This window comes from Psychrobacter immobilis (assembly GCF_904846065.1).
GTDB lineage: Bacteria > Pseudomonadota > Gammaproteobacteria > Pseudomonadales > Moraxellaceae > Psychrobacter > Psychrobacter immobilis_H.
Genome location: NZ_CAJGZV010000001.1, coordinates 341,478 through 365,593, shown reverse-complemented (window position 1 = coordinate 365,593; position 24,116 = coordinate 341,478). Strand labels below are relative to the sequence as shown.

Below are 24,116 nucleotides of genomic sequence, written 5' to 3'. Positions count from 1 at the left end.
AGTTTATTAAAAAATATAGGTTGATACTTGTGAATAACGATAAAACAAAAAAAATCATTAGAAATATTTTACTATTAAGTACAATAATGTTTTATTGCACAACTGCCCACTCATCTATTACTATGAACAATGCATCCCATATAGATATTGATAGCTTAAATGAAGAAAAACGAATGATTTTTAACACAATTGACTATTTTTCAAATAACTACCCGTATTCAATTCATCAAGTTGAAAATTTTTATAACCATCAATTTCAATTAATTGAAGTAGCGCATGGTCTTAATAATTTTTTTGAAATTTCTCAGGACACAAACGAGCATCCTTTTATTCAGGACATAGACTTAAGGGTAAGTGATATAAATAGCAAGTTGCTTATTATTGATTTCAAAAATCCTATCTGCTTCAATAGTTCAGAATATAATAAATTAATATCTGATTACAAAAAATCTTATAACAGTCACTTTCAATCATACTACCGCGTTTTAGATAAAAAGAACGATATAGGAAAAGTCTTTCTGACCAATAGGTTAGTTATTGTTGGCATAAAAGATCACATAAGAGGCTACAGCTCCTCCTCAGATCAAAGCAACAACTCAAAACCTTTAAAAATAATCAGTGATTTAGAGAAAGAAAATAATAGTCGATGTATTACTAACTTAACATTTAATACATTTGATTCGATAAAACCAAAACGTTATGGTCGCTACATTAGAAAATAAACGATAGATAGTTCTGTGGTTTTATACTCGATGATACATAGCGCCCAGAATAGCTTAAATATCAGGGACACATCTACCCAAGTCTGGCTTTAAATATAAAGCTTTTATCGGAGGTAGTAAGCTCCGGCTCATCACACACACACCACACCACTCATAACGGTATCCCAGTCGCGCGTAAAGGCGATAAAGTCATCTGTAAAAAATGCAAAAAGGTGACCACCATTCTTAGTGGTGATGACTCCTTTATTGTCGATGGCGCACCCACTGCACGTGGCGGTGATGTCACCAGCTGCGGCGCTAAACTAATTGCCAGTCAGCAGTCATTTGCGGAGTCAGGTTTTGATGTAGGCAGTATTGCGCAGGCAGCGCCTTTGGTGTTTCCTAAAACTGATCCAGAAACTGTACTTTCTAACTTTGCAGCTTCTGACAACAAAGATTCTGTAGATGAAATGTCTGATGATGAGTTAGGGATGTGGGTTGACGTATCTACTGAACAAGCATTGAAAGACGGTGGGCTTTGGGCAGGAGCAGGTACTCCCGAAGAGCTAATTTATCAAGAACGTCTTAATTCTCTCTGGATAGATGTCAATGGTGATCGTGCTAAATATTATGAAGGTGTGCAAAAAATTGGTGATGAGGCGGGATTAGTTTTTGACATTATGTCATTTCCGCTAGGTTTGGGTGCTTTATCTGCTAAAACTAGTGTTAAAGCTGGACAGTACGTGATTCGAAAACGAGCGGTAAGTAATAACAATATCTACAGAGACTCTGAAAAAGGTTTCGACTGGACTTCTACTAAGAAAAGATATCCTAATACAAACCTAGCAGAGCATTGGAGTAAACATAGCAAAGAATTTCCTGAGCTAAAATCTCAAAATGACTACTATCGTCATGCTCAAGAGTTTGTCAGTGACCCTCCGCGTGGAACTTTAAATAAAACAAGAAAGAATGGTGATACGGTTTTATATAATCCGAAAACAAACACATTTGCCGTCAAAACGAAAGATGGTGCACCTCGAACAATTTTTAAGCCTGATGCTTCCACACATCCCTACTCAACTAATTTGGAATATTTTCATGCTCAATAGAGAGTTACACAGTTGTAAAATATGCGGTTACTATGATGAGGATTTCTTGCCATGGGGTCTTGACGGTGAATTCCCATTATATGAAATATGTCCTTGTTGTGAAGCGGAGTCTGGTTATGAGGACTTTACCTTAGAATCAATTATTCATAATCGTAATAAGTGGATTGAATCTCCAAAATTTAAATCGGATGAGAAATATAGAGAACAATTAGTTAACTACTTAGAATATTTAAAGCGCATTAAATAACCTAGTTTTGAAAAATATTATTGAGTATGTAGGAAAATAATCAGTGAAAATAAGAGGTAGAGAATATAAGTTTTCTGATATTTCACTTATTGCATTCGTTGTTATTTTATTTGTATGGACTGTAGACTTAGAACCAAATAAAGAGCTTGAAATATACCAACGAGAATTGGTTGAGAAAGAAAGCTGGCTTATATCCGAACTTGATACAATTGCTAAGTTTATGAACTTCAAAGTAAGCGATCATAGTTATTCTAATAGGGATGTGTGGTACACATCCAGATATGCAAGCCCCGAGTTTGACAAGAATAGACTGTTACATTTACATGGCTTTCTTCTCAAAGAAGGCTGGGTAGATATGACTGATAAAATTGACGAAAACGATTATATAGCTAATACCTCAAGTAGATCTGATAAAACAGCCAAACGTGTCCGTATTCTATGTAAGGATAAAGCTACCATTTTTATGTATATGACCGAAATGCAAAATGATTATCTTATTGATTTATTTAAAGCTCGTACTTTGGTAGAACTTAAGTATGATTACAGTTTATCTTGTTATGACTTGAATATAAAAAAACATGATAATTCTATTGCTATAGAGTTGGATAATTAATAGTTATAACAATTAAAAAAAGGATATTCAATGCATCAAAGAAAAAATACTACTCTCATTCAGTCTTTACTATAGTCAGTTCTTTTTAAATAAGATACAATCGTTTTAAAACAAGCGAAATGGCAGAATAACAAATGACCTATTCAGCAGATTTTCGAGCACAAGTGATTAAAAGTGTCAAAAACAAAGACATGAGTATCCGTCAGGCTTGTACTTTTTATAATATTAGCAAAACCGCATTACAGCGCTGGCTCAAAGATTCAAGTATCAAACAAACCCGGAATAAACCACCGACTAAAATACCGAATGAAGCACTCTTAAAAGACGTTGAACAACATCCAGATGACTATTTATATGAGCGAGCTAGGCGATTCAACTGTAGTAAGACCGGCATGCACAATGCTTTAAAACGCCTAGGTATCAGTCAAAAAAAAGACCTTAGAGCATCCAAAAGCCTGCCTGATAAAAAGAGCGTCGTATCAGAGTAAGCTTGATAGCTTTACACAGCAAGGCTATCCCATTGTGTATATGGATGAAAGCGGCTTTGAGGCTGAAACTATAAGACCTTACGGATACTCACCGATAGGCAAACCCTGTATCGACAGCTTCAACTGGCAAGCAAAAAAGCGCACTAATGTCATCGGTGCTTTGTATAAAAAGATGCTGTTTGCGCTTGATTACTTTGAACAAAATATCAACAGCCATATATTTTATGACTGGTGCAAGTTCACGCTAATTCCAAGTCTCAAGACTAAATGCGTGATCGTTATGGATAATGCCCGCTTTCATAAGAGCAAGCGTATTCAAAAACTACTGAACAGGCACGGTCATCGTATTCTATGGCTGCCACCCTACAGTCCTGATCTAAACCCCATTGAAAAGAAATGGGCTCAAGCTAAGTTTCTACGCCAAGGGTGGATGGAGAATAATCTGCCTAAGCTATTTCAGGATATGGGCTGTATTTATTTTATTGTGAACTGACTATATTAGCTACTTTATTATCAAATATATTAATCGTTTCCGCTTGTTCAGCTGAATCATCAAACGCACCAGTACTATCAAATCAAAGCACTCCTGCTGAGACCTATGATCTTGGCCTTGCCTACTATGAAGGCAACTCAGTTCCTGAAGATGATAACAAAGCTTTTGAACTATTTGAAAAAGCTGCCAATCAAGGCTATGCCCCTGCTAAACATTATCTAGGTATTATGTATTATGAAGGTTTAGGCGTAGATCAAAATTATCAAAAAGCATTTGAATGGGTTAAGCAAGCTGCTAACCAAGGAGATTCTGATGCTCAATTTGATTTAGGTGTTATGTACCACGAAGGTATTGCTGTTAAGCAAGATGATTTCAAAAAATTTGAATGGTTTCAAAAATCTGCTAACCAAGGAGATTCTGATGCTCAATATCGTATAGGCATCATGTATTATGAAGGTAGTGGTGTTGAGCAAAATTACCAAAAAGCAATGGAGTGGTATGTATTAGCTGCTGACAATGGATCTTTTGATGCTCAAAACAATATTGGCAATCTTTATGAAAACGGCTACGGCGTGCCACAAAGCTATACCGAAGCATTGGAATGGTATACCAAAGCTGCCGCTCAAGGTCTGGATTTAGCACAACTTAATATCGGTGGTCTCTACGAAAACGGCTATGGCGTCCCTCAAGACTATGACGAAGCTTTTGAATGGTACAAAAAAGCGGCCGATCAAGGCAATCAAGAAGCCAGTAATCGCATTGGTAGATTGGTCATGAATGGTAAAATTGATGATACTGGCATCACTATCTATAGCACTCAAGAAACGGGGCTTACATTGGGTGATATCGAGAATAGTTTAAACAACTAGAGTGATACGCAACTTGGTTTAATATTTATACATGATTGCTATCTTCTCAGATGCGCTAAACGTTGAATTGATTGATTTGTTAAAAGATACGCTGACGGGTATTAAATACGATCGCAATACTGTCAAAGCGGCACTGGATGGGCTAAAACAAGCGCATACGGAGTTGGCGGCGCAGGTTGATGATTTTGAGCAGTGGTTGGTTGGGGAGATGGAGAGTTAACTTTTCGCATATATGGTTCATACCTCTTATAAACTATATATTTATTTTTCCTTATAACAGCCTATTAAGGTGATTAACCATGTCGGACAGTCAAGATTCTATAGATAATGAGCTGAAAATAAAGATACCGAAAAGAGCGAGATTTATTGCTATAGGATGGCTTTTTACTTGTGGAGTCATTTTTTCTTTTTGGCTAAATTTTTCTCCTGATAATACAATACACTCCCTATCACTTGGCGACATTGGTGCATTTTTGTCGGGCATATTTTCTATATTAGCTTTCTATGGGTTTATAGAAGCTTACCTTATACAAAGTAAGGAGCTTAAATTACAGCGATTTGAGCTAAAAGAATCTATCAAAGTTCAGCAAGGTTCTGAAATAGCGCTTAAAGAGCAATCAAAAGCTTTGGAAGCTCAGTTGGCTATAACTGAAAAACAGTTTAATCAATATCAAGATGAATTAAGAGCTAGAGTGCCTATCTTTCGCATGCTTGGTAGGCCTTTGATAACGGTTAAAGCGATGGATAAAGAAGGTCAAACTTATCTGATTGATGAACTAGATTATATAAAGGACTTTAGTTCAGAAAACGTTCATGTTAATGACATTTTAGATAAATGCAGTAAATCTATCGAAATTTCATTTAAGTTAAACAACATTGCGATGGAATGCTACGTAACAGATATTAGTATAGTTAGGAATGATGTATTAGGTAATAACGGATTATTGACACCTATAAAAAAAGATGGTGAACATAATTCTATAGGTCAAATTGATAATTATCAGTTCTCTTTTAGTATTTTTGGGGATGATATAGACAAACTCAGTGTTGTGGGAAATTTTGAATATATATATAAGTTACTAAGTTCAATTGTCATAAAAATATCTTATAGAGGAAAAGACATCTCATCAACTGTACAATATTTACTGTACTATGAATATGGTTCATACTGTTTTATGGAACTTACCGATAAAGTATAAATAGTAATTATGAATAAGCATAATATAAGCTAGCTTATTAAAATTTCATAGAAATTAAAAAGTGAAGAAACTACCCGATCCTGAAATCGTAAACACCCAAACCTAAAAAAGACGGCAGGAAATAATATTCCTGCCGCCTCATAGTTACTTTCTATTTAACCATTAAATCCCTGCTGCAACCTCAGCACCATCACGAATCGCGCGTTTGGCATCTAGCTCAGCTGCGAGCTTAGCACCGCCGATTAGGTGATATTGAGCGTCTGGCGCATCACCGACATTTGGCATCAGCTCGACCACGGACTCTTGACCAGCACAGACCACGACGCTATCAACACGTAGCAACTGGCTTTGACCTTGGTTATTAGTGATCCAAATGCCTTCATTGGTGATCTTATCGTACTGAGCACCTGATACTTGGATGACGCCGTGTGATTTGACATGGGCGCGATGTACCCAACCCGAGGTTTTATTCAGCCCACTGCCCAAGCGACCTTTGGTACGCTGCATCAGATACACTTGACGTATAGGTTTGATGGCTTCAGGCTTAATCAGTCCACCGTCAGTTTGATAGTTGGTATCATTAGTCACGCCCCACTCTTCACGCCACTCTTCAATAGACTGCGCTTTTGGACGATAGCTTGGATCTTTTAGTAATTCAGGACCAAGTTCATCTAATGGCTGACCATGTTTGGCGGTCAGATATTCACTGACGTCAAAACCAATACCGCCAGCACCGATGACGGCAACCGTGTCACCAACTGATTTTTCACCAGAGAGTAATTCCGCATAGCTCATTACTTGTGGCAAATCCGCGCCTTCCAGTTTGCCAGCTAGGCTTCTAGGGACAACACCAGTTGCGACGATGACATGATGGAACTTGGCTTTCTCAAGCATGGCTTTATCGACTTTGGTATTAAGTTTAATCTCAACGCCTAAATGCTCAAGCTCATTAATATAATAGCGGATGGTTTCAAAGAACTCTTCTTTACCAGGAATGACTTTGGCGTAGTTAAACTGACCGCCCAAAATATCTTTGGCTTCAAATAGTGTCACTTCATGACCACGCAAGGCGGCAACATGAGCGGCTGACATACCAGCAACACCGCCACCGATAACGGCGACTTTTTTAGGTTTTTTGGTCTTCTTATAAACCAATTCTGTCTCATAACACGCTTGTGGATTGACCAGACAAGTTGAGCGTTTATTTTCAAAAGTATGATCGAGACAAGCTTGGTTACAGGCAATACAGGTATTAATGCGATCGGCTTCGCCATTTTTAGCTTTATTCACCCAATGGGCATCGGCTAAAAATGGACGCGCCATTTGAATCATATCAGCCTGACCACTAGCCACGATTTCTTCTGCCGTTTCTGGCATATTGATACGGTTAGCCGCCATCATGGGAATGCTAATATGCTTTTTAATTTCAGCAGTGAAATCAACAAATGCCGCACGCGGTACGCTGGTGACAATCGTCGGTACACGCGCTTCATGCCAGCCGATACCCGTATTCATGATGGTCACGCCCGCTTCTTCTAACGCTTTGGCAACGGTAATGACTTCGTCCATCACGTTACCGTCTTTGACCAGATCAATCACTGACAAGCGGAATAAAATAATAAAATCTTCACCAGCAGCTTCGCGTACGGCTTTGACGACATCGACCGCCAGCTTCATACGACCTTGAATATCACCGCCATATTCATCGGTACGTTGATTCACATGACGCGATAAAAACTGATTGAGCAAATAACCTTCTGAGCCCATGATTTCCACACCGTCATAACCCGCTTGCTTGGCAAGTTTAGCCGAACGGGCATAATCCTTTACCGTTTGTTCGATGTTTTTAATGCTCATCTTACGCGGCTTAAAGGGTGAAATTGGTGATTTTATTGGACTAGAGGAGACGACAAACGGATGATAGCCGTAACGACCACTGTGCAAGATTTGCATGATGATTTTGCTGTCATATTTATGCGCCGCACGGGTCACTCGTTGATGATTAATCACGTCAGCGCGCGTATTCATGGTACCACCAGCAGGGAGTAACCACCCTTCGCGATTGGGCGAGATACCGCCAGTAATCATCATCGCCACGCCACCTTTGGCACGTTCTGCGAAATACGCCGCCAGTTTACCGTAGTTATAAAAACGGTCTTCAAGCCCCGTGTGCATTGAGCCCATCACCATGCGGTTTTTAAGCGTGGTAAAGCCCAAGTCTAATGGCTCAAATAAATGTGGGTAGTGTTGATTGGTGCTAGCAGTTTCGATGGTATTGGCAGTACGGCTGGCGGACATATCATTTTCCTTATGAATGGTTTGTGGAAATGCTTATTAAAGCTGGCCGGGCTTTTTAAAAGTAAGATTTTTAAAAATGAGGCTTTTAGAAATAGTTAAGCGATAGGATTTAACATCACTGGTATCGTAACACACCGCCATTATCATCAGCTATGCAGACAAGCGACTGATGAGTGAACACTATGTGCATTAGACTAATTGATCATGTGATTCAATATAAGCAAGCGCTAAAAACATACTCGCTTTTCACAGAGCATTGTCTATAATGGACGAACAAATATTTACCGTGAGTCACCTATCAGCGAGTTGCTACAAGGAATGTCAGCAAAAATATTAACGGCTTATCAAATTGCGATAAATAGCGAAGCCAACTTTATAGCAAGTTTGTAGCGTATTCACTGAATTATAACAGCAAGATAAAGGACTATCCCCATGACAGACTTCCACACAGGTCTCGGCAAAAATACTGCCAACCATCAACCGCTTACCCCTATCGACTTTATTATCCGTAGCGCACAGGTCTATCCCGATAAAACTGCCATCATTTATGACGATTTAGAACACAATAACCTCATGCAAACGTGGCAACAGACTTATGACCGTTGTCGTCAATTGGCGGATGGTCTACGCAAATTAGGCATTGATAAAAATGACACAGTTGCGGTCATGATGCCAAACACCCCAGCGATGGTCGAATGCGCCTTTGGTGTACCTATGTCAGGTGGCGTACTTTGCACCCTTAATACCCGCCTCGATATCAATGCCCTGACCTTTTGTCTGCAACACTCAGAAGCCAAAGTGTTGATTCTAGACAGCGAGTTTGCTGAACATGCTGAAATTATCGACGAAGCATTTCCTAATCTCATCGTGATTCATGCGACAGATGCGGCGCTCAATACTGAACGTTTTGGACAAATGAGCTACGAAGCATTAATCGCCAGCTCAGACAGTTTGGATAATTGGGAAAAGCCGCTCGATGAGTGGGATGCTATCGCCCTCAACTATACCTCTGGCACCACGGGCAAACCCAAAGGCGTGGTTTACCATCATCGCGGTGCCACGCTCAATGCCGTCTCCAATATTTTAGATTGGGATGTGCCCAAGCACCCGATGTATCTATGGACGCTACCATTATTTCACTGTAATGGTTGGTGCTTTCCCTGGACGATTGCCGAACGTGCGGGCGTCAATGTCTGCTTGCGTAAGATTGATGCTGATTTGATTTTGCAGCTGATTGCCAAGCATAAAGTTAGCCATTATTGCTCAGCGCCTGTGGTGCATAATATGATTGCTGGCGGCAAGCCTGAATATAAAGACGCCATCAATCATGAAGTCAAAGGCTGGGTCGCTGGTGCGCCGCCGTCTGAAACCATGCTCGCTGCCATGGAAGCTATGGGCTTTCATATCTCTCACGTTTACGGTCTTACCGAAGTCTATGGTCCAGTCACCGTCTGCGCTGAGCAGCAAGAATGGGATGAACTGGATGTCGCTACTCGTGCACAAAAGAAATCACGTCAGGGCGTAACGTCACATTTGATGACTGGCTTTGAGCTGTTTAAACAAGGCACCACGGAGCCAGTTGCCGCGGATGGCAAAGAGATGGGTGAGCTGGCACTACGCGGTAACATGGTGATGAAAGGTTATCTAAAAAGCCGTAAAGCGACCGAAGAAGCCTTTGCTGATGGTTGGTTCCGTACTGGTGATTTGGGCATTAAATATCCTGATGGTTATATAAAAATCATGGACAGGCTCAAAGACATTATCATCTCAGGTGGCGAAAACATCTCTAGTATCGAAGTCGAAAACATCTTATATAAAATGCCAGAAATCCAAAGCTGTGCGGTCGTTGCAGCGCCGCATGATAAATGGGGTGAAGTGCCCGTCGCCTTTATCGAGATTCATGAAGGCAGCACCTTGCAGCGCGACACTGTGATGGAACATTGCAAGCAACATTTGGCGGGTTTTAAAGTGCCCAAATATATTATCTTTGCTGAAATTCCAAAAACCAGCACCGGTAAAGTGCAGAAATTTGAGCTGCGTCAAGCGGCTAAATCATTAGCACACGAAACGCCAAAAGTAACGGCTAGCGCTAAGTAAGACTTTATCATTAAGCCTTAATAATACGGAAGTATCGTTAATATTAATGAAGCATCATTGATGAAAAAGGGTCAGCCTAATCGAATTAGACTGACCCTTTTATTGCGCTAAAAAAACCAAGCCAATGTTAATTAAGCTTAGGTTCTAGCCACTGATACACCAACATCCCGACTATCATCGCAGGAATAAAGACATAAGCCTGCCACTGTCCTGTACCAAGCAGCACAATACCGGGGCCCGGGCAAATACCAACCAAACCCCAACCGATACCGAATAGCATCGCGCCAATCAGTAGTTTTTTATTAATAGTGGTTTTGGTTGGCATCTCAATTGATGACCCAGTCCAGCTGGTCTTTTGACGCTTAGCCAATTGTACACCGACTATCGCTACCATTAGACCGCCGCCCATCACCAGTGCCAGAGAAATATCCCATGCACCAAAGACGTCCAAAAAGCCCTGTACTTTAACAGGATCAGTCATACCTGATATCAGCAGTCCAAAGCCAAATAATAACCCTGCCAGTAATCCAATTATATTTTTTAGCATGTTTTTTCTCGCTGTCTTTATTTTTTCATAATAGTACTAAAATCTTTCTTCGCAACGTACTTTCTATGTGATGTTTAAATCAAACCCAAGACATGACGACCAATATAAACGGTCACAATACCAAATAACATAAAGGTCACCGTCGCCGCCATCGAACGTGGCGACAGTCGCGCATTACCGCAGATACCATGTCCACTGGTGCAACCTGAACCCAAACGTGTCCCAAAACCAACTAGCAATCCTGCCCCAATAAGCAGTGGCAAAGAGCTACTAATCTCTATATCAGGTAACGGTTTTACCAGACCATAAAGTAATGGCGAGATAACAAGACCAAGTATGAATAACACCTGCCACATCTCGACGCACTTGGGTTTAAGAAGACTTGAGAAAATACCACTAATACCCGCAATACGACCAATGCCCAATAGCAAGATGACCGTTGCAACGCCTAGCATCAGCCCGCCTACCAAGGAAATTGGCGTAAATGCCTGCCAGTCTATTTGTATACTCATAATAGTTACCTAAGCCAATTTTTATCAAAACAGTTTTGAATGTCGTTTTATATAAATACATTATATTATAAAATATAATAAATAGGTAAAAAAATACTGAACCCTCGTTACACGGGCTCAGTATTCTTTTTACTTAAAGAACATCTTACGAGATAAAGATATTATTTCGCCAATACTTCATCAAGTGCAGTTTCAAAACGCTGTACCGCTCCGTCTACATCGGTCAATTTATCTAGACCAAATAAACCTAAGCGGAACGTTTTAAAGTTATCTGGCTCACCAACTTTTAGCGGTACACCAGCAGCGATTTGCATGCCTGTTTCGGCAAACGCACTGCCTTTATGCATATCATCGCGATCGGTATAAGCAACCACAACGCCTGGCGCTTCAAAACCTTTTGCCGCAACGCTTTCAATGCCTTTAGCGGCTAATACTTCACGAATACGGTTGCCCAATTGCCACTGCGCGTCACGCAATTTATCAAAGCCAATCTCTTTTGACTCTAAAATAGTATCGCGGAATTGACGTAAGCTATCGGTTGGCATGGTGGCATGATAAGCGTGACCGCCATTTTCATAGGCGCGCATGACATTTAACCACTGCTTTAAGTCTAAGCTAAAGCTATCTGATTCTGTATTGTCTACTTTTTCGATTGCCGCAGCGCTTAGCATGACTAAGCCTGCACACGGAGTACTGCTCCACCCTTTTTGCGGGGCGCTGATGAGAACATCAATACCCAAGTCTTTCATGTCCAACCACACACAACCTGAAGCGATACAATCAATGACCAATAAGCCGCCAACGCTATGTACAGCCGCGCTTATCGCTTTGATATAGTCTGATGATAAAATAATACCCGATGAGGTTTCGACGTGCGGCGCAAAGACCACTGCTGGCTTCTCTGCTTTAATTTTAGCAACGGCTTCATCGATATCAACGGGGGCAAATGGTTTTGGTGACTCACCCTCTTCACGATGTGCCGTCAATACCGTAGACGACTTGGCGATTTTTCCTTTTTCTAAAATTTGTGTCCAGCGATAGCTAAACCAACCGTTACGAATAATGAGGCAATCTTCATCATTGGCCAATTGGCGCGCAACGGCTTCCATTCCATAAGTGCCAGCACCCGGCACAATCACCACCGCTTCGGCGTTATACACGGATTTTAGGTCGCTAGATAAGTCATTCATCACTTGTTGAAAGACTTTTGACATGTGGTTTAAGGCGCGGTCAGTATAGACCACTGAGTATTCTAATAAGCCGTTTGGATCAATATCTTGACGTAATGCAGTCATAGGAAGCTCCTAGTTTATAGTTAGATAGTTTAATTTTCTCAAGCATTGGCTATAGCAAAATCCAGATACTCTCTTAAACCAACCTGCCTTAATAACGCTAACCAATCTAGACAACTACTGTTCGCCAACTTAGCCAAATAATGCTTCTATTAGATAACATGGGTGTGAAATAACGTTTTTGTTAAATAATCTGGCTATCAAATAGCATTGCTGACCAATAGCATAGTCGTTAGATTGCATAGCAGCTAGATACTACTATGGGTAGTATTAACTGAATATTAATATTGGGTAATAGTCGAGAGCATGACGCAGGGTTGACGATATAGCACTTTATCCTAGCGCTATTGCCGTTGGTGATTGTGTTTTGCACGCCGTGTTTTTATTGATTTTAGACAAAGTCGTACAGAACAGGTGCGCCACTATAGGGGCTACGCGGTGGTAGGCTAATAATGGTCACTAACAACTGATGAGATGAATAGGCATCAAGCGAGAACATATACACTAAGGTTTTTGGAGAATAACCGCTCGCATATAACAAAAGATTATCATCGCTTAATATACTCATAACAGCTTGATATTAGCACTGATAATGCAGGTTGACAACGATATGTTTGCGCAATAATAACGTTTGCGCCACTTATGTTTTTTTGATCAGTCCATAATGGCTATCGACGTCCGCGATGAGCCTCTTGCAGCCCAGACACCACAAAGTCTAGCAACTCACTATCCCCTTCACGGGCAGCCTTGCGCATAAGCTTCGATGGTGCGTGGGTTAGCGTCTGCGTCAGGCGGCGTGACAGCTCAATGATAATATCTTCAGGACTGGCATTATCCTGTTGTAGCTTGGCAATGGATTCATGCAGGAGTTTATCTACTTGATCCTGCGTATGCGCGCGATACTGCTGAATGTCTTTACCGACTTGGCGCACTTGAAAGCTGCGATCCATCTCAACGACTAATTGGCTAACGAGCAATTCTGCATCAACTGCTGCTTGCCTCCGCTGTTCAATATTTCCAGCGATCACGTGTTGTAAATCATCGACAGAGTAGAGATAAACATCATCGATACGACTAATGGTCGAGTCAATATCGCGCGGTACGGCTAAGTCAATCATCAACATGGGCTGATAACGACGATGTTTCAGCGCGCGCAAAGTCATGGTTTTATCGATCAACACATCCATACTACCGCTACAGCTACTAACGATATCGGCTTCTGCTAAAACTTGTGGTAACTCTTGCAAAGGTCTGACTTCTACCAAGTGACCTGCGCGGCGCAGCTCCACTGCCAGCGCTTCAGCGCGCTCAGGGTTGCGGTTGCAAATAATCACGCGACCTACACCAAGCCCAGCAATGTGGGTGGCAACCAAACGGTTCATCTCACCTGCCGCGACCACCAGCAATGTGCGACTGGGTAAATCATCAAATATTTGCGTCACCAATTTGGCGGCCGCATAGCTAAGCGATACCGCTTGAGCACCCACTTGGGTCTCATTACGTACGCGTTTGGCAGCAGCAAATACTTGATCGATAATCCAGCCAAGCTGATTACTCAGGGCTTTTTGTTCTTGCGCGAGCTGTACTGAGCGCTTGATTTGACCGAGTATCTGCGGCTCACCCAATATCATAGAGTCAAGCCCTGCGGCGACCCTAAGCCAATGGGTCAGCGCGTGAGTGTCACGGTGTACATAAAGATAGGGATCAATCTCAGACAGTGACAACTGCTTAAAGTCAGCAAGCCACGCTTTAATTTTTAAGATATGAGCACTAATGGCCGCCGAAGATGTCTGAGCACCAACCGCGCCATTAGCAGACATAGAGGGGACATCTTGCGGCTCTGCTAGCTGCGGCACAAGCGCATAGATTTCCGTACGATTGCAAGTCGAAACAATCACACTGCCATCAGTAAAGGCCTCTAATTGTTTGAGCGCGATATTCACATCGTCACCCACAAGCGCCAAACGCTCTCTCAGAGCGACTGGTGCAGTTTTGTGATTGACCCCAATGACCACTAATCTCATTATTGATAGACCATAAACATGACGCTCACCTGCCAGCCCACGCTATCTCATTATTTTTAAAAGACAGTTGTAGACGACAGCGCTGAAAGGAAGACTTTAAAAGCCGCTTATTATATCATTATTGCCAGCTTTAATTAACACTCAGCTATCGATGATAGCTATTTGCTTGTATCTGGGCACATGAGTAACAAATCAACTACCGATACGATTGTTAAAACCAATATCTATGTTTTAGCGAGTGCTTATAGAAATGGATAGAAATCATTCGCTTACTTGACGTTAACTTGTTATATTTTCACAATATTTAGGCTAAGACTTACAACCAATGAAATACCTCGTTGATACAGGTTATCGGCCAATCCTACTTTGTTAGCAAAGACTTGGTAGAGCGGCGGCTATTAATAACGGAGTAACACGGGCACTATTGTTTATCCCATCAGTCTGCTTTTATAATGTCAGGCATGGGTACTCGTTACCAATAGTTAGTTTGAAATGATTAAAATAAAATTGTCTTATCGATATAGATGAACAATGGGCGAATACGGTTATCTATGATTTTTTTTGGGTCATTATTTCGATCACAACTTGCGCATGACGACCAATCTAATCTGCGTGCTCTATTGCATGCGGTTATCGAACGTCTGTGCCAGCGTTATAAGCTAACCTTGTCGTTGGCCTTTTGCCTATGCTTAGGATCGTCTTCCGTTCATGCCAGTCATCCTGATATCTCGCTCGAAGCCCATGTACCCAAACTATCCATTGAAGCCCATGTACCCAAACTATCCATTACTGATAAGAACGACAAGGCAGTCCGTAGCGACGGTATTGATAATAGCCGCTCAACGCTACCAGCAATTGCTCCTGCCAATACACAACCAATAGAAAATGTCGCCAATATTAATGGGTTAGCGCCAACTACCTTATGGCAACCTGAGCTCAAAGAGCCTAGCCTGTATGCGCTGCTTGATGCAGAATTCGCAGCAGATCGCGGTGATAGACAACGAGCGATTACCATCTATAAGCAGCAAGCATTTAAAGAAGATGCAACTGCCGTGTTTGAAAGAGCACTCAGCCTTTCTTTACGCACTGAAAGGGTTGAGAAATCGTTACAATTTGCCAAGTCATGGCAAGACCAAAATCCGGATCACGTGCCTGCTTGGTTTTATGTGGCGCATTTGGCCCTGCGAGCTCACGATTATCTGTTAGCTGGCGAAACCTTGAATCGTATTCTGCTTTATGATCCTCGAGCGGACTTAAGCGAAATCCTTATCGGTATCTATCCAAACAATGATGAAGACAAACGTGAATTACTTGCCGCTTTGCAACCACTAGATAGCGAGCTGAATGCCTCATTGTCGGTATTGAAAGCAGGGTTACTTTACCAATTTAACGAGCCTGAGATTGCCATTGTCCATATCAATCGTGCGCTAGAACGCCAGCCTGACTACGTACCTTTTATTACGCTAAAGGCAGACATACTGCGCAAAATCGTCACGGCTGAAACCGTCGTCAATTATGTGAGCCAAGCACGCCTGCGTAATCCCGATAGTAAAAGTCTCTATCTGTACGAGATTCGCTACTTGCTTGACTTAAAGCAAAGCCAAGAAGCGTGGCAATTATTGCTGGATGCCCATGGTCGCTTTGCTGATGATGCCGAGATTACTTTGTTGGCTGCGTTGGTGAGCTTAGACATCGAAGAATATAACAGTGCCGATGAGCTACTCAACATGCTCGCAAAAAACCCCGCTTACCTTGATCAAGCTTATTATTATCTTGGTATCAGTGCCGAGCGTCAGCAGTACTTTGACCAAGCCAAATACTATCTCAACGGTGTCATGCAAGAAGACTTGGTATTAGAGGCTCGTAGAAAAGTAGTGGCTTTTGAATTGCTTAACGATGATGTAGATGCGGCGATTGCCACTTTAGAAAAGCTGCGTAAAGACTTTAACGTCTTTGCGCCAGATACCTTTGTGCTACAAGCCGATATTTTATGGCAGCAAAATGAGTCCGAAGAAGCTCTGCGCCTACTAACCAAAGCTGCTCGCAAGTATCCTGATAATGAGATGCTCTTGTTTGCACGCGCCCAGCTCCTTGACGACAAAGACGACTATATCGTTAAGCGCACCTTGCTCAATCATCTGCAAGCACTTGACCCAACCAACCTCTCCTACCAGCTCAGTTATGCGCAGCTATTGCTAGCCAATGAACGCAGCTCTGAACAAGGATTGGCATTGGCCACCGCCATCATTCAGATTCGCTATGATGATCCACGTTATGACAATGAGGTGCACCTGCAAGCGCTGAATGTGCTAGCTGGCAATGCATTGGCCAATGAGAACTACCAACAAGTCATCGACTACCTGCAAACCCCTTACGATGTGTTTCCTACCTTGCGCTCTGGCAGCTTACTGCTGCGTGCTTATCAAGGTTTAGGCAACAATGAAAAAGTCAAGGCGTTACTCGCAGACTTGCAGCAGCGCTTCTCATTTGGGCAACACAATATCAATGACCGCATACAGCTTTACTGACCCGCCATTTTATAGTGGACAAATCGTTGCGTGCTATGATTACAAGGCACTCATAAGATACTAACAGCCACGCATAACTGAGTAACATACAACCATTAAGCTAATCTATTTTCGAAACAATGATTTCGTAAATTTGTCTATCTTTGAGGAAACATCATGTCAGTATTGGTCCATGCTAATAAGCCTAATAAATTGGCGCTATTCGCTGCCGTGACAACCGCGCTCGTCATCACGTCTGGTTGTCAATCACTAAAAACAGCCAACGCTACTAACCAACCCAGCACGACTTTACAAGGTCAAAACGCTGAGCCACCGCAAAAGCTTGAGAACTTTAATATCACTGGCAAAATTGGTGTGACGATGCCCGCCAATGACACCACAGGCACTCAAGGTGGTAGTGCGTTCTATGCATGGGGGCAGCAGAATGATCGCTTTGCCATTGAGCTGATCGGCGCGCTCGGCATTGGTAAAACCAACATCGAGTATAATGGTCAAACCGCCACTTTAGTCAGCGAAAAAACAGGTACCTTAACTGCTGATGATCCTGAGACTTTGCTCAAAAAGGCCACAGGGTGGCAAGCGCCTATTTCACAAATGCCCTATTGGATATCTGGTCGCCCAGCGCCTTCCGATAGCACACCACAGCTCGATGATCAGAATCGTTTAATCAGCTCAGTCAATGGTGAATGGACCGCAAGCTTCACCTATAAAGGGTCCGACAAGTTACCAAATAAAATCAGTGCTGTGCTGCCACAAGGCAATAAGGTAGTAATGACGATCAATCATTAAGACGTCACGCAAAAACGATAAAAACTGCTTATTACTTATTACCATAGCCGTCTACAACCAAACATTATGATTAAAAACCTAGCCGCTACGCCTACTTCCACCATCACCCGCTTATCACCGGCAAAGATTAATCTGTTTTTGCATATCACAGGTAAGCGTGCTGATGGTTATCATAATTTGCAAACCGTGTTTCGCCTGCTTGATTGGGGCGATTATTTGCATTTTTCAGTCATAGATGAAGCCGTAATTTTTACAGTAGATAGTGAATCTACGGCAAATAGTGAACTAGATGCCAATAATCTCTGTCATCAACTTCTAATATTGGCTGGTGCAGAGACTATAACTGCCGATATAGAAGACAACTTGATTTTTAAAGCAGCGCGTGTATTGCTAGCGGCTGCCATACAGTCAAATACTCTACCTGAGCAGTTAGCACAAGTGCATATCGCTTTAGATAAGCATTTGCCGATGGGTGCAGGCTTGGGTGGCGGCTCATCCAATGCCGCAACGACATTGATGATACTTAATGAAATTTGGCAGCTTAATTTTGATCAAGATACGCTTATAAAAATTGCTGCCACTATTGGCGCAGATGTGCCGATTTTTATCTTTGGGCAAAATGCGATTGCTATGGGTATTGGAGAGCAGTTAACCGCAATCAAGTTGCCCGACCAGCAGTATTTAGTATTGACGCCCAATGCTCACGTTAATACTGCCCAGCTGTTCGCGCATCCTAAATTACAACGTGATATCGCTGTGCTATCGGTTGAGACAATTAAACATAAACAAGCTGACTATGTACAACATTTAAACACGCCCTATCACAATGTCTTTACGCCAGTGGTGACCAGTCTTGCTCCTGCCGTCAGCGAAGCATTACGTTACTTACAAGGGTTAGAGGCGCAAGCACTCGGCACAGCACGAATGACGGGCTCTGGTAGCGCGGTGTTTTTGCCTTTGGGTGTAAGCGTGGCTACTGACAAAGCACTTTTAGCAAAGTGGATTGAAGAGGCGCCTTGTGCTGCCTATTTAGTTCGTAATCTATAAGTTAGGTTTGAGCTGTAGTACGAAGATAAAATGATTATAAATACAGCGTAAAGCGTTTTATTGACCCAATATTCATTTTGTTCTTGACCTATTTTTCAATAAAAGCCATAAAAAGGCGCAAATGACTTGCAAATTCTGAAAATTTAATTATAATAGGTCGCCTCAATAGGGGTATAGCCAAGTTGGTAAGGCATCAGGTTTTGATCCTGACATCCGTTGGTTCGAGTCCAGCTACCCCTGCCATTTTTTAGTACGAAGCGTTTGATATGCAGTGATCATAGGTGGTTTATAAATAGCCGCTTATCTTATTGACGTTGACAACGTTATCCCAGTTTCGGTATAGTTCGCAATGGACACCGCTAGGGAACAGTTATGTTTTAAATGGTTTATCCGTTTACAATATAGCGAACAGGTCGTGACGCTATTCTAACAATGACTTTTATTAAAAGTTGCTATTAGATATCGACGTACACAGCCTAGACATTACAGGGGTATAGCCAAGTTGGTAAGGCATCAGGTTTTGATCCTGACATCCGTTGGTTCGAGTCCAGCTACCCCTGCCATTTTTTACTGTAATAGTAGTCATCAAAACTTTTCACCACTCTTTTCTGAATTTGAGCAGTTTGACACTGCTTAGCGGTCGCTGCTTGAGTCAATCAATAGGACTTCTGTCATGCCTTATTTGGCGATTTTTACGGGTAATGCCCACCCTGAATTAGCAAAAACCGTAGCCGATCATCTCCATATACCTCTTGGTAAAGCTGACATCACGCGTTTTTCTGATGGCGAAATCGCCGTAGAAATCAAAGAACACGTGCGCGGTAAAGACGTGTTTATCATGCAGCCAACTTGTGCACCAACCAATGACAATTTGATGGAAATCATGATGATGGCCGATGCGCTGCGTCGCTCTAGTGCGGGTCGCATTACAGCAGTCATGCCGTATTTTGGTTATGCTCGTCAAGACCGTCGTCCACGTTCTGCTCGTGTGCCTATCTCTGCTAAAGTCGTTGCTGATATGCTCAATATCGTTAGTATCGATCGGGTGATGACTGTTGATTTGCACTCAGACCAAATTCAAGGTTTCTTTGACATTCCTGTAGACAATATCTACGGCACGCCTGTGCTATTGAATGACCTACAAAAACAAGATTACGACAACATCATGGTTGTTTCACCTGATGTAGGCGGCGTGGTGCGTGCGCGTGCTATGGCTAAACAGTTGGGCGATACTGACATGGCGATTATCGATAAACGCCGTGCCCGTGCCAATGAGTCGCAAGTCATGCACATCATCGGCGATGTTCGTGACCGTGATTGCGTCATCGTTGATGACATGGTTGATACCGCAGGTACGCTATGTAAAGCAGCTGAAGCATTGAAAGCAAACGGTGCACGTCGCGTATTGGCTTATATTACGCACCCTGTCTTATCAGGCAACGCACTACAAAATATCAGCAAATCTGCGCTAGACGAAGTCGTTGTTACCGATACGATTCCATTGTCTGAAGCAGCAAAAGCCTGTAGCAAAATCCGCCAAGTGAGTATCGCACCGATGCTTGCTGAAAGCTTACGCCGTATCAATAACGAAGAATCTATCAGCGCCATGTTTGACGCTTAGATTTTTAATGAGCACTTGCTCTACTTTCTGTTGGCAATGCTCGTTATAAAACACTGCTTAAGTTTAAAAAAAAGCGTCAAGTATCTTTACTTGACGCTTTTTTTGCCTATTGGCGCTGCACAGTCATTTTGCGTAGGTCTTTATTATTACTACAAAATCACGTATAATGCGCGCCTGTGCCAACCATTTGTTCGATTTAATTAGGTTGGCATTCTCAAAAGTGCTGATCATGCCCAAAAGTAACGATTGTCATGATAATGACTATCCAAAAAATCGTTATGATGAGCAAATGGTTACATTTAGCAATTGTGAATTTTATTAGCAATCATAAATGTTAGCTATCATCACGTATTAGTGGATTGGTCGCAAATCCACTTTTTTATGACCAGACACTTCATCATTCTTTTTATAGGATTATATCCATGAGCATTAATCATTTTGAACTAAACGCTGTTGATCGTTCTGCTGAGCAACAAGGTAAAGGTGCGAGCCGCCGCCTACGTAAGCAGAATCTAGTTCCTGCTATCATCTATGGTGGTAACGAAGAGCCAACGTCTATCTCAATCAAGATCAACGAGCTAGTAAAGTCACTTGAATTCGAAGCGTTCTTCTCACACATTTTGACAATCAATGTTGATGGCGTAGAGCATCAAGCGGTTATCAAAGACTTGCAACGCCATCCAGCTAAAGGCTTCCCAATGCATGCTGATTTCCAGCGCGTTGTGAAAGGTCAGAAAATCAACATGAACGTTCCTGTGCATTTTGCTGGTCGTGAAGAAGCGCCTGGTACTAAAGCTGGTGGTGTTCTATCAACGCTAGTATCTGATATCGAAATCGTTTGCCTACCATCACAATTACCTGAATACCTAGAAATTGACGTATCAGGTATGGAAATTGGTGATCTATTCCGTCTATCAGACATCAAACTACCTGAAGGCGTTATCATCTTTGATCTTGACATGGAAGATGCTCACGACCGTACTATCGTTAACATGCAGCCACCAACGGTTGAAGAAGTTGACGCAGACGCTGAAGAAGTTGATGCTGCTGACGTACCTGCTACTGAGCAAGGCACTGAAGACAAAGACGGCGAATAATAAACCACGGTTACATAGAGCACGCAACCTAGCGTCTGCTATGTAATACAAGGTTTGTTTAGTCAAAAAACAGCAGGTGATAAATATCTCCTGCTGTTTTTGTAAGTAAGGTTTGAAAAATAACGGATATGCTATGAATAAATAGCATAATCGCAAACCTTATGCCTCATTTATTCAATTTAAGCAGGGTGTTTTTATGGCCATAAAGCTTATTGTCGGTCTTGGTAATCCTGGTCAGCAGTATATGTTTACACGTCATAATGCAGGGTTTTGGTTTGTCCATCACTTGGCTCAGCAGTTCAACATTACCCTCTCTCATGATAAAAAGTTTCATGGAATCACAGGACGTGGGCAGATTCATGGGCATGACGTACGTCTATTGATGCCGCTCACCTTTATGAATAAGTCTGGTCAGTCAGTGGTGCCGATGGTGAAATTTTATGGCATTGAAAATGATGAGTTACTGATTGCTCATGATGAGCTCGATATTCCAGCTGGCAGTATCAAGCTTAAGACGAATGGTGGTCATGGCGGTCATAATGGTCTGCGTGATATCACCCCTCATATCGGCAACGACTTCCATCGTTTGCGTATTGGTATTGGTCATCCTGGTCATAAGTCTAAAGTTAGTGGTCATGTGCTCTCAAAAGCTGCGCCCGATGAACAGATTGCCATTGATAGCGCTCTGACAGCAGCGTTTGAGGCGCTACCATTATTACTAAATGGCGATATTGAAAAAGCACGTTCACAAATTAATGGCTTCAAACTGCCAGAATAAAATCATGCTTTAACCATAATAGCCTTTTATTTTAGCAAGTTATCCCCCATTAACCTTTTGATTTGAATCATTAATCTCAGTTACGCTAAGGAAGCAACCTATGCTACTTAATATGCTTAAATGCAAATTACACCGTGCTCGCGTCACCCATGCCGAACTTCATTACGAAGGCTCATGCGGTATCGATGGTGATTTATTGGATCTTGCTGGTCTGCGCGAAAATGAGTCTATCGATATCTACAATGTGACCAATGGCAAGCGCTTTCGCACCTACGCTATCCGCGCTGAAGCGGGTTCTGGTATCATCTCGCTAAATGGTGCGGCGGCTCACATGGCAGATTTAGGCGACATCGTTATCATCTGTGCCTATGCTCATTTTGATGAAGTAGAAGCGGCAACCTACCAACCAAAACTGGTGTATTGCAACGAAGATAACACCGTAAAAGACACAGCAAACATCATTCCGGTACAAGTGGCTTAAAGCACCAGAACACCGAAGATTTTTGGATAAAGCAAGGATAAATAATCGACTAAGCTGTTGAAGTTATTCTTATTATCCAACCAAAACCGCTATGCTAATATGAGAGCTGAATCTCCATTCTGATTCAGCTTTTTTTATGCCATTTTTATATGGCAAATTCACATTTTATACCACTCTTAAAAGATAAAGTCGTCAGAAAAATAAATGTCAGCGCTATGTTTTTAAGCTAAATGAATTTGACACGGCTAAGCGTATTTTTAGGTTTGGTATTAACACTAATAAGGAAACAAACTGATGTGGTTGGCAGTTATTGCAGTATTGATCGGACTAGCTATTCTTGTTTGGAGTGCAGACCTTTTTGTTGATGGCGCCACTGCCTTAGCAAAAAAATTCAACGTTCCCAGTTTCTTAATAGGTGTGTTGATTTTGGGTGTCGGTACATCCGCCCCTGAGATGGTCGTGTCGGTATTGGCGGCACTAGAAGGCAGCCCTGATTTGGCATTAGGCAACGCTTATGGCTCAAATATCATCAATATTGCGCTGGTACTGGGCGCAACCGTATTGATTAGCCCTATTATCATTCGTAAGGGCATCATCAAGCGTGATTTACCTCTATTGGTATTGATTACTATGGTCGCCGCATGGCAGCTGCGTGATGGGCAATTAGACCAAGCAGATGGTATTGTGTTGATAGCACTGCTGGTGGTGACTTTAGGCATTCAGATTGTACTAAGCTTACGTGAAGGCAACCATGAGCACGAAGGAGAACCCATAGCAGAAAGCGTTGATGCTGAACACATCGAGCAAACCTTAACACGGGGACTCATCAGCTTAGTTATCGGCATGCTTTTACTGGTCATTAGCTCGCGGGCTATAGTTTGGGGTGCAGTAGAATTGGCAACGCTGTGGGGCGTTAGCGAACTGGTGATTGGATTGACGATTGTTGCTGTGGGGACATCGTTACCTGAGCTGGTATCGAGCTTATCAGCTGCCCGTAAAGGCGAACACGACATGGCACTGGGTAATATTATTGGCTCTAATATATTTAACACCTTGGGCGTCGTTGGTCTCGCAGCGCTTATAGCGCCAATCACAGTCAGTCCAATCATCTTATCACGCGATATAGTGGCGATGGGATTGGTCACCTTATTACTCTTGGTATTGTGCGGGTTTGCCTTTATGAGTAAGCGTCCATTCGGTCGCACTTCTGGGTCAACTTTGGTCTTATTCTTTGTCGGCTATACTTTATGGCTAATACAAACTGTTAACCTGTAACGCTCAGAGTG

At 42.2% G+C, this 24,116-nt stretch carries 23 protein-coding genes and 2 tRNA genes; 19 read left to right on the top strand and 6 right to left on the bottom strand.

Annotation, left to right across the window (positions count from 1 at the left end; translation table 11 throughout):
- Positions 1–29: 29 nt before the first annotated feature.
- The 8 genes from JMW64_RS01600 (at position 30) to JMW64_RS01565 (ending at position 5,719) form a co-directional block, all read left to right on the top strand.
- Positions 30–722 (top strand): hypothetical protein, encoded by a 693-nt coding sequence (locus tag JMW64_RS01600; protein ID WP_109591117.1) that lies wholly within the window; start codon positions 30–32, stop codon positions 720–722.
- Between the two features lie 71 nt (positions 723–793).
- Complete coding sequence (locus JMW64_RS01595) at positions 794–1,810, top strand: PAAR domain-containing protein (protein WP_201554987.1); 1,017 nt, start codon at positions 794–796, stop codon at positions 1,808–1,810.
- A 290-nt stretch (positions 1,811–2,100) separates the two neighbouring features.
- Positions 2,101–2,670: a hypothetical protein gene (locus tag JMW64_RS01590; RefSeq protein WP_109591111.1), complete on the top strand. Its 570-nt coding sequence runs from the start codon at positions 2,101–2,103 to the stop codon at positions 2,668–2,670.
- Between the two features lie 134 nt (positions 2,671–2,804).
- A complete protein-coding gene (locus JMW64_RS14000; RefSeq protein WP_045456530.1) occupies positions 2,805–3,158 on the top strand; it encodes an IS630 transposase-related protein in 354 nt (117 codons plus the stop codon).
- Positions 3,130–3,651 (top strand): IS630 family transposase, encoded by a 522-nt coding sequence (locus JMW64_RS13995; RefSeq protein ID WP_406947496.1) that lies wholly within the window; start codon positions 3,130–3,132, stop codon positions 3,649–3,651. Before JMW64_RS14000 ends, JMW64_RS13995 begins: the two co-directional genes overlap by 29 nt.
- The gene (locus tag JMW64_RS01575) at positions 3,612–4,520 is read left to right on the top strand and encodes a tetratricopeptide repeat protein (RefSeq protein WP_320158183.1); all 909 of its coding nucleotides are present in this window, start codon (positions 3,612–3,614) and stop codon (positions 4,518–4,520) included. Before JMW64_RS13995 ends, JMW64_RS01575 begins: the two co-directional genes overlap by 40 nt.
- 31 nt (positions 4,521–4,551) lie before the next feature.
- Positions 4,552–4,740, top strand: coding sequence for a lipoate protein ligase C-terminal domain-containing protein (locus JMW64_RS01570; RefSeq protein WP_109591103.1), 189 nt, complete (start codon positions 4,552–4,554; stop codon positions 4,738–4,740).
- Positions 4,741–4,819: 79 nt separating this feature from the next.
- Complete coding sequence (locus JMW64_RS01565; protein WP_201552510.1) at positions 4,820–5,719, top strand: hypothetical protein; 900 nt, start codon at positions 4,820–4,822, stop codon at positions 5,717–5,719.
- A gap of 162 nt (positions 5,720–5,881) precedes the next feature.
- Here JMW64_RS01565 and JMW64_RS01560 read toward each other — a convergent pair whose 3' ends face one another.
- The gene (locus JMW64_RS01560; protein ID WP_201552508.1) at positions 5,882–8,017 is read right to left on the bottom strand and encodes an NADPH-dependent 2,4-dienoyl-CoA reductase; all 2,136 of its coding nucleotides are present in this window, start codon (positions 8,015–8,017) and stop codon (positions 5,882–5,884) included.
- A gap of 432 nt (positions 8,018–8,449) precedes the next feature.
- Here JMW64_RS01560 and JMW64_RS01555 point away from each other — a divergent pair, with 432 nt between their 5' ends.
- Entirely contained in the window at positions 8,450–10,114 is a 1,665-nt protein-coding gene (locus JMW64_RS01555) for an AMP-binding protein (RefSeq protein WP_201552506.1), read from the top strand.
- Positions 10,115–10,241: 127 nt separating this feature from the next.
- Here the strand turns inward: JMW64_RS01555 and JMW64_RS01550 are convergent, their stop codons facing one another.
- From JMW64_RS01550 to hemA, 5 genes are all read right to left on the bottom strand, one after another.
- Entirely contained in the window at positions 10,242–10,661 is a 420-nt protein-coding gene (locus tag JMW64_RS01550) for a DUF6691 family protein (protein WP_109591096.1), read from the bottom strand.
- Positions 10,662–10,735: 74 nt separating this feature from the next.
- Positions 10,736–11,173, bottom strand: coding sequence for a YeeE/YedE family protein (locus JMW64_RS01545; RefSeq protein WP_109591094.1), 438 nt, complete (start codon positions 11,171–11,173; stop codon positions 10,736–10,738).
- Between the two features lie 161 nt (positions 11,174–11,334).
- The gene (locus JMW64_RS01540; RefSeq protein WP_109591092.1) at positions 11,335–12,468 is read right to left on the bottom strand and encodes an aminotransferase class V-fold PLP-dependent enzyme; all 1,134 of its coding nucleotides are present in this window, start codon (positions 12,466–12,468) and stop codon (positions 11,335–11,337) included.
- A gap of 388 nt (positions 12,469–12,856) precedes the next feature.
- Positions 12,857–13,033, bottom strand: a complete 177-nt coding sequence (locus tag JMW64_RS01535; protein ID WP_170108286.1) for a hypothetical protein — start codon at positions 13,031–13,033, stop codon at positions 12,857–12,859.
- A 100-nt stretch (positions 13,034–13,133) separates the two neighbouring features.
- Complete coding sequence (hemA, locus tag JMW64_RS01530; RefSeq protein WP_055123581.1) at positions 13,134–14,489, bottom strand: glutamyl-tRNA reductase; 1,356 nt, start codon at positions 14,487–14,489, stop codon at positions 13,134–13,136.
- 551 nt (positions 14,490–15,040) lie between these two features.
- Between hemA and JMW64_RS01525 the strand changes: the two genes are divergently transcribed.
- The 10 genes from JMW64_RS01525 (at position 15,041) to JMW64_RS01480 (ending at position 24,105) form a co-directional block, all read left to right on the top strand.
- Complete coding sequence (locus JMW64_RS01525) at positions 15,041–17,017, top strand: tetratricopeptide repeat protein (RefSeq protein WP_201552503.1); 1,977 nt, start codon at positions 15,041–15,043, stop codon at positions 17,015–17,017.
- 156 nt (positions 17,018–17,173) lie between these two features.
- Positions 17,174–17,806, top strand: coding sequence for a lipoprotein insertase outer membrane protein LolB (gene lolB, locus JMW64_RS01520; protein WP_201552502.1), 633 nt, complete (start codon positions 17,174–17,176; stop codon positions 17,804–17,806).
- Positions 17,807–17,872: 66 nt separating this feature from the next.
- On the top strand, positions 17,873–18,853 hold the full coding sequence (gene ispE, locus JMW64_RS01515) for a 4-(cytidine 5'-diphospho)-2-C-methyl-D-erythritol kinase (protein ID WP_201552500.1): 981 nt from the start codon (positions 17,873–17,875) through the stop codon (positions 18,851–18,853).
- Between the two features lie 167 nt (positions 18,854–19,020).
- A tRNA-Gln gene (locus JMW64_RS01510) sits at positions 19,021–19,096 on the top strand.
- Positions 19,097–19,340: 244 nt separating this feature from the next.
- A tRNA-Gln gene (locus JMW64_RS01505) sits at positions 19,341–19,416 on the top strand.
- A gap of 110 nt (positions 19,417–19,526) precedes the next feature.
- Entirely contained in the window at positions 19,527–20,474 is a 948-nt protein-coding gene (locus JMW64_RS01500; protein WP_201552498.1) for a ribose-phosphate pyrophosphokinase, read from the top strand.
- Positions 20,475–20,896: 422 nt separating this feature from the next.
- Positions 20,897–21,571 (top strand): 50S ribosomal protein L25/general stress protein Ctc, encoded by a 675-nt coding sequence (locus JMW64_RS01495; RefSeq protein WP_045443278.1) that lies wholly within the window; start codon positions 20,897–20,899, stop codon positions 21,569–21,571.
- A 196-nt stretch (positions 21,572–21,767) separates the two neighbouring features.
- Positions 21,768–22,349 (top strand): aminoacyl-tRNA hydrolase, encoded by a 582-nt coding sequence (pth, locus tag JMW64_RS01490; RefSeq protein WP_045443276.1) that lies wholly within the window; start codon positions 21,768–21,770, stop codon positions 22,347–22,349.
- 100 nt (positions 22,350–22,449) lie between these two features.
- Positions 22,450–22,830: an aspartate 1-decarboxylase gene (panD, locus tag JMW64_RS01485; RefSeq protein WP_045443274.1), complete on the top strand. Its 381-nt coding sequence runs from the start codon at positions 22,450–22,452 to the stop codon at positions 22,828–22,830.
- A 294-nt stretch (positions 22,831–23,124) separates the two neighbouring features.
- Positions 23,125–24,105 (top strand): calcium/sodium antiporter, encoded by a 981-nt coding sequence (locus tag JMW64_RS01480; RefSeq protein WP_055123587.1) that lies wholly within the window; start codon positions 23,125–23,127, stop codon positions 24,103–24,105.
- Positions 24,106–24,116 lie beyond the last annotated feature (11 nt).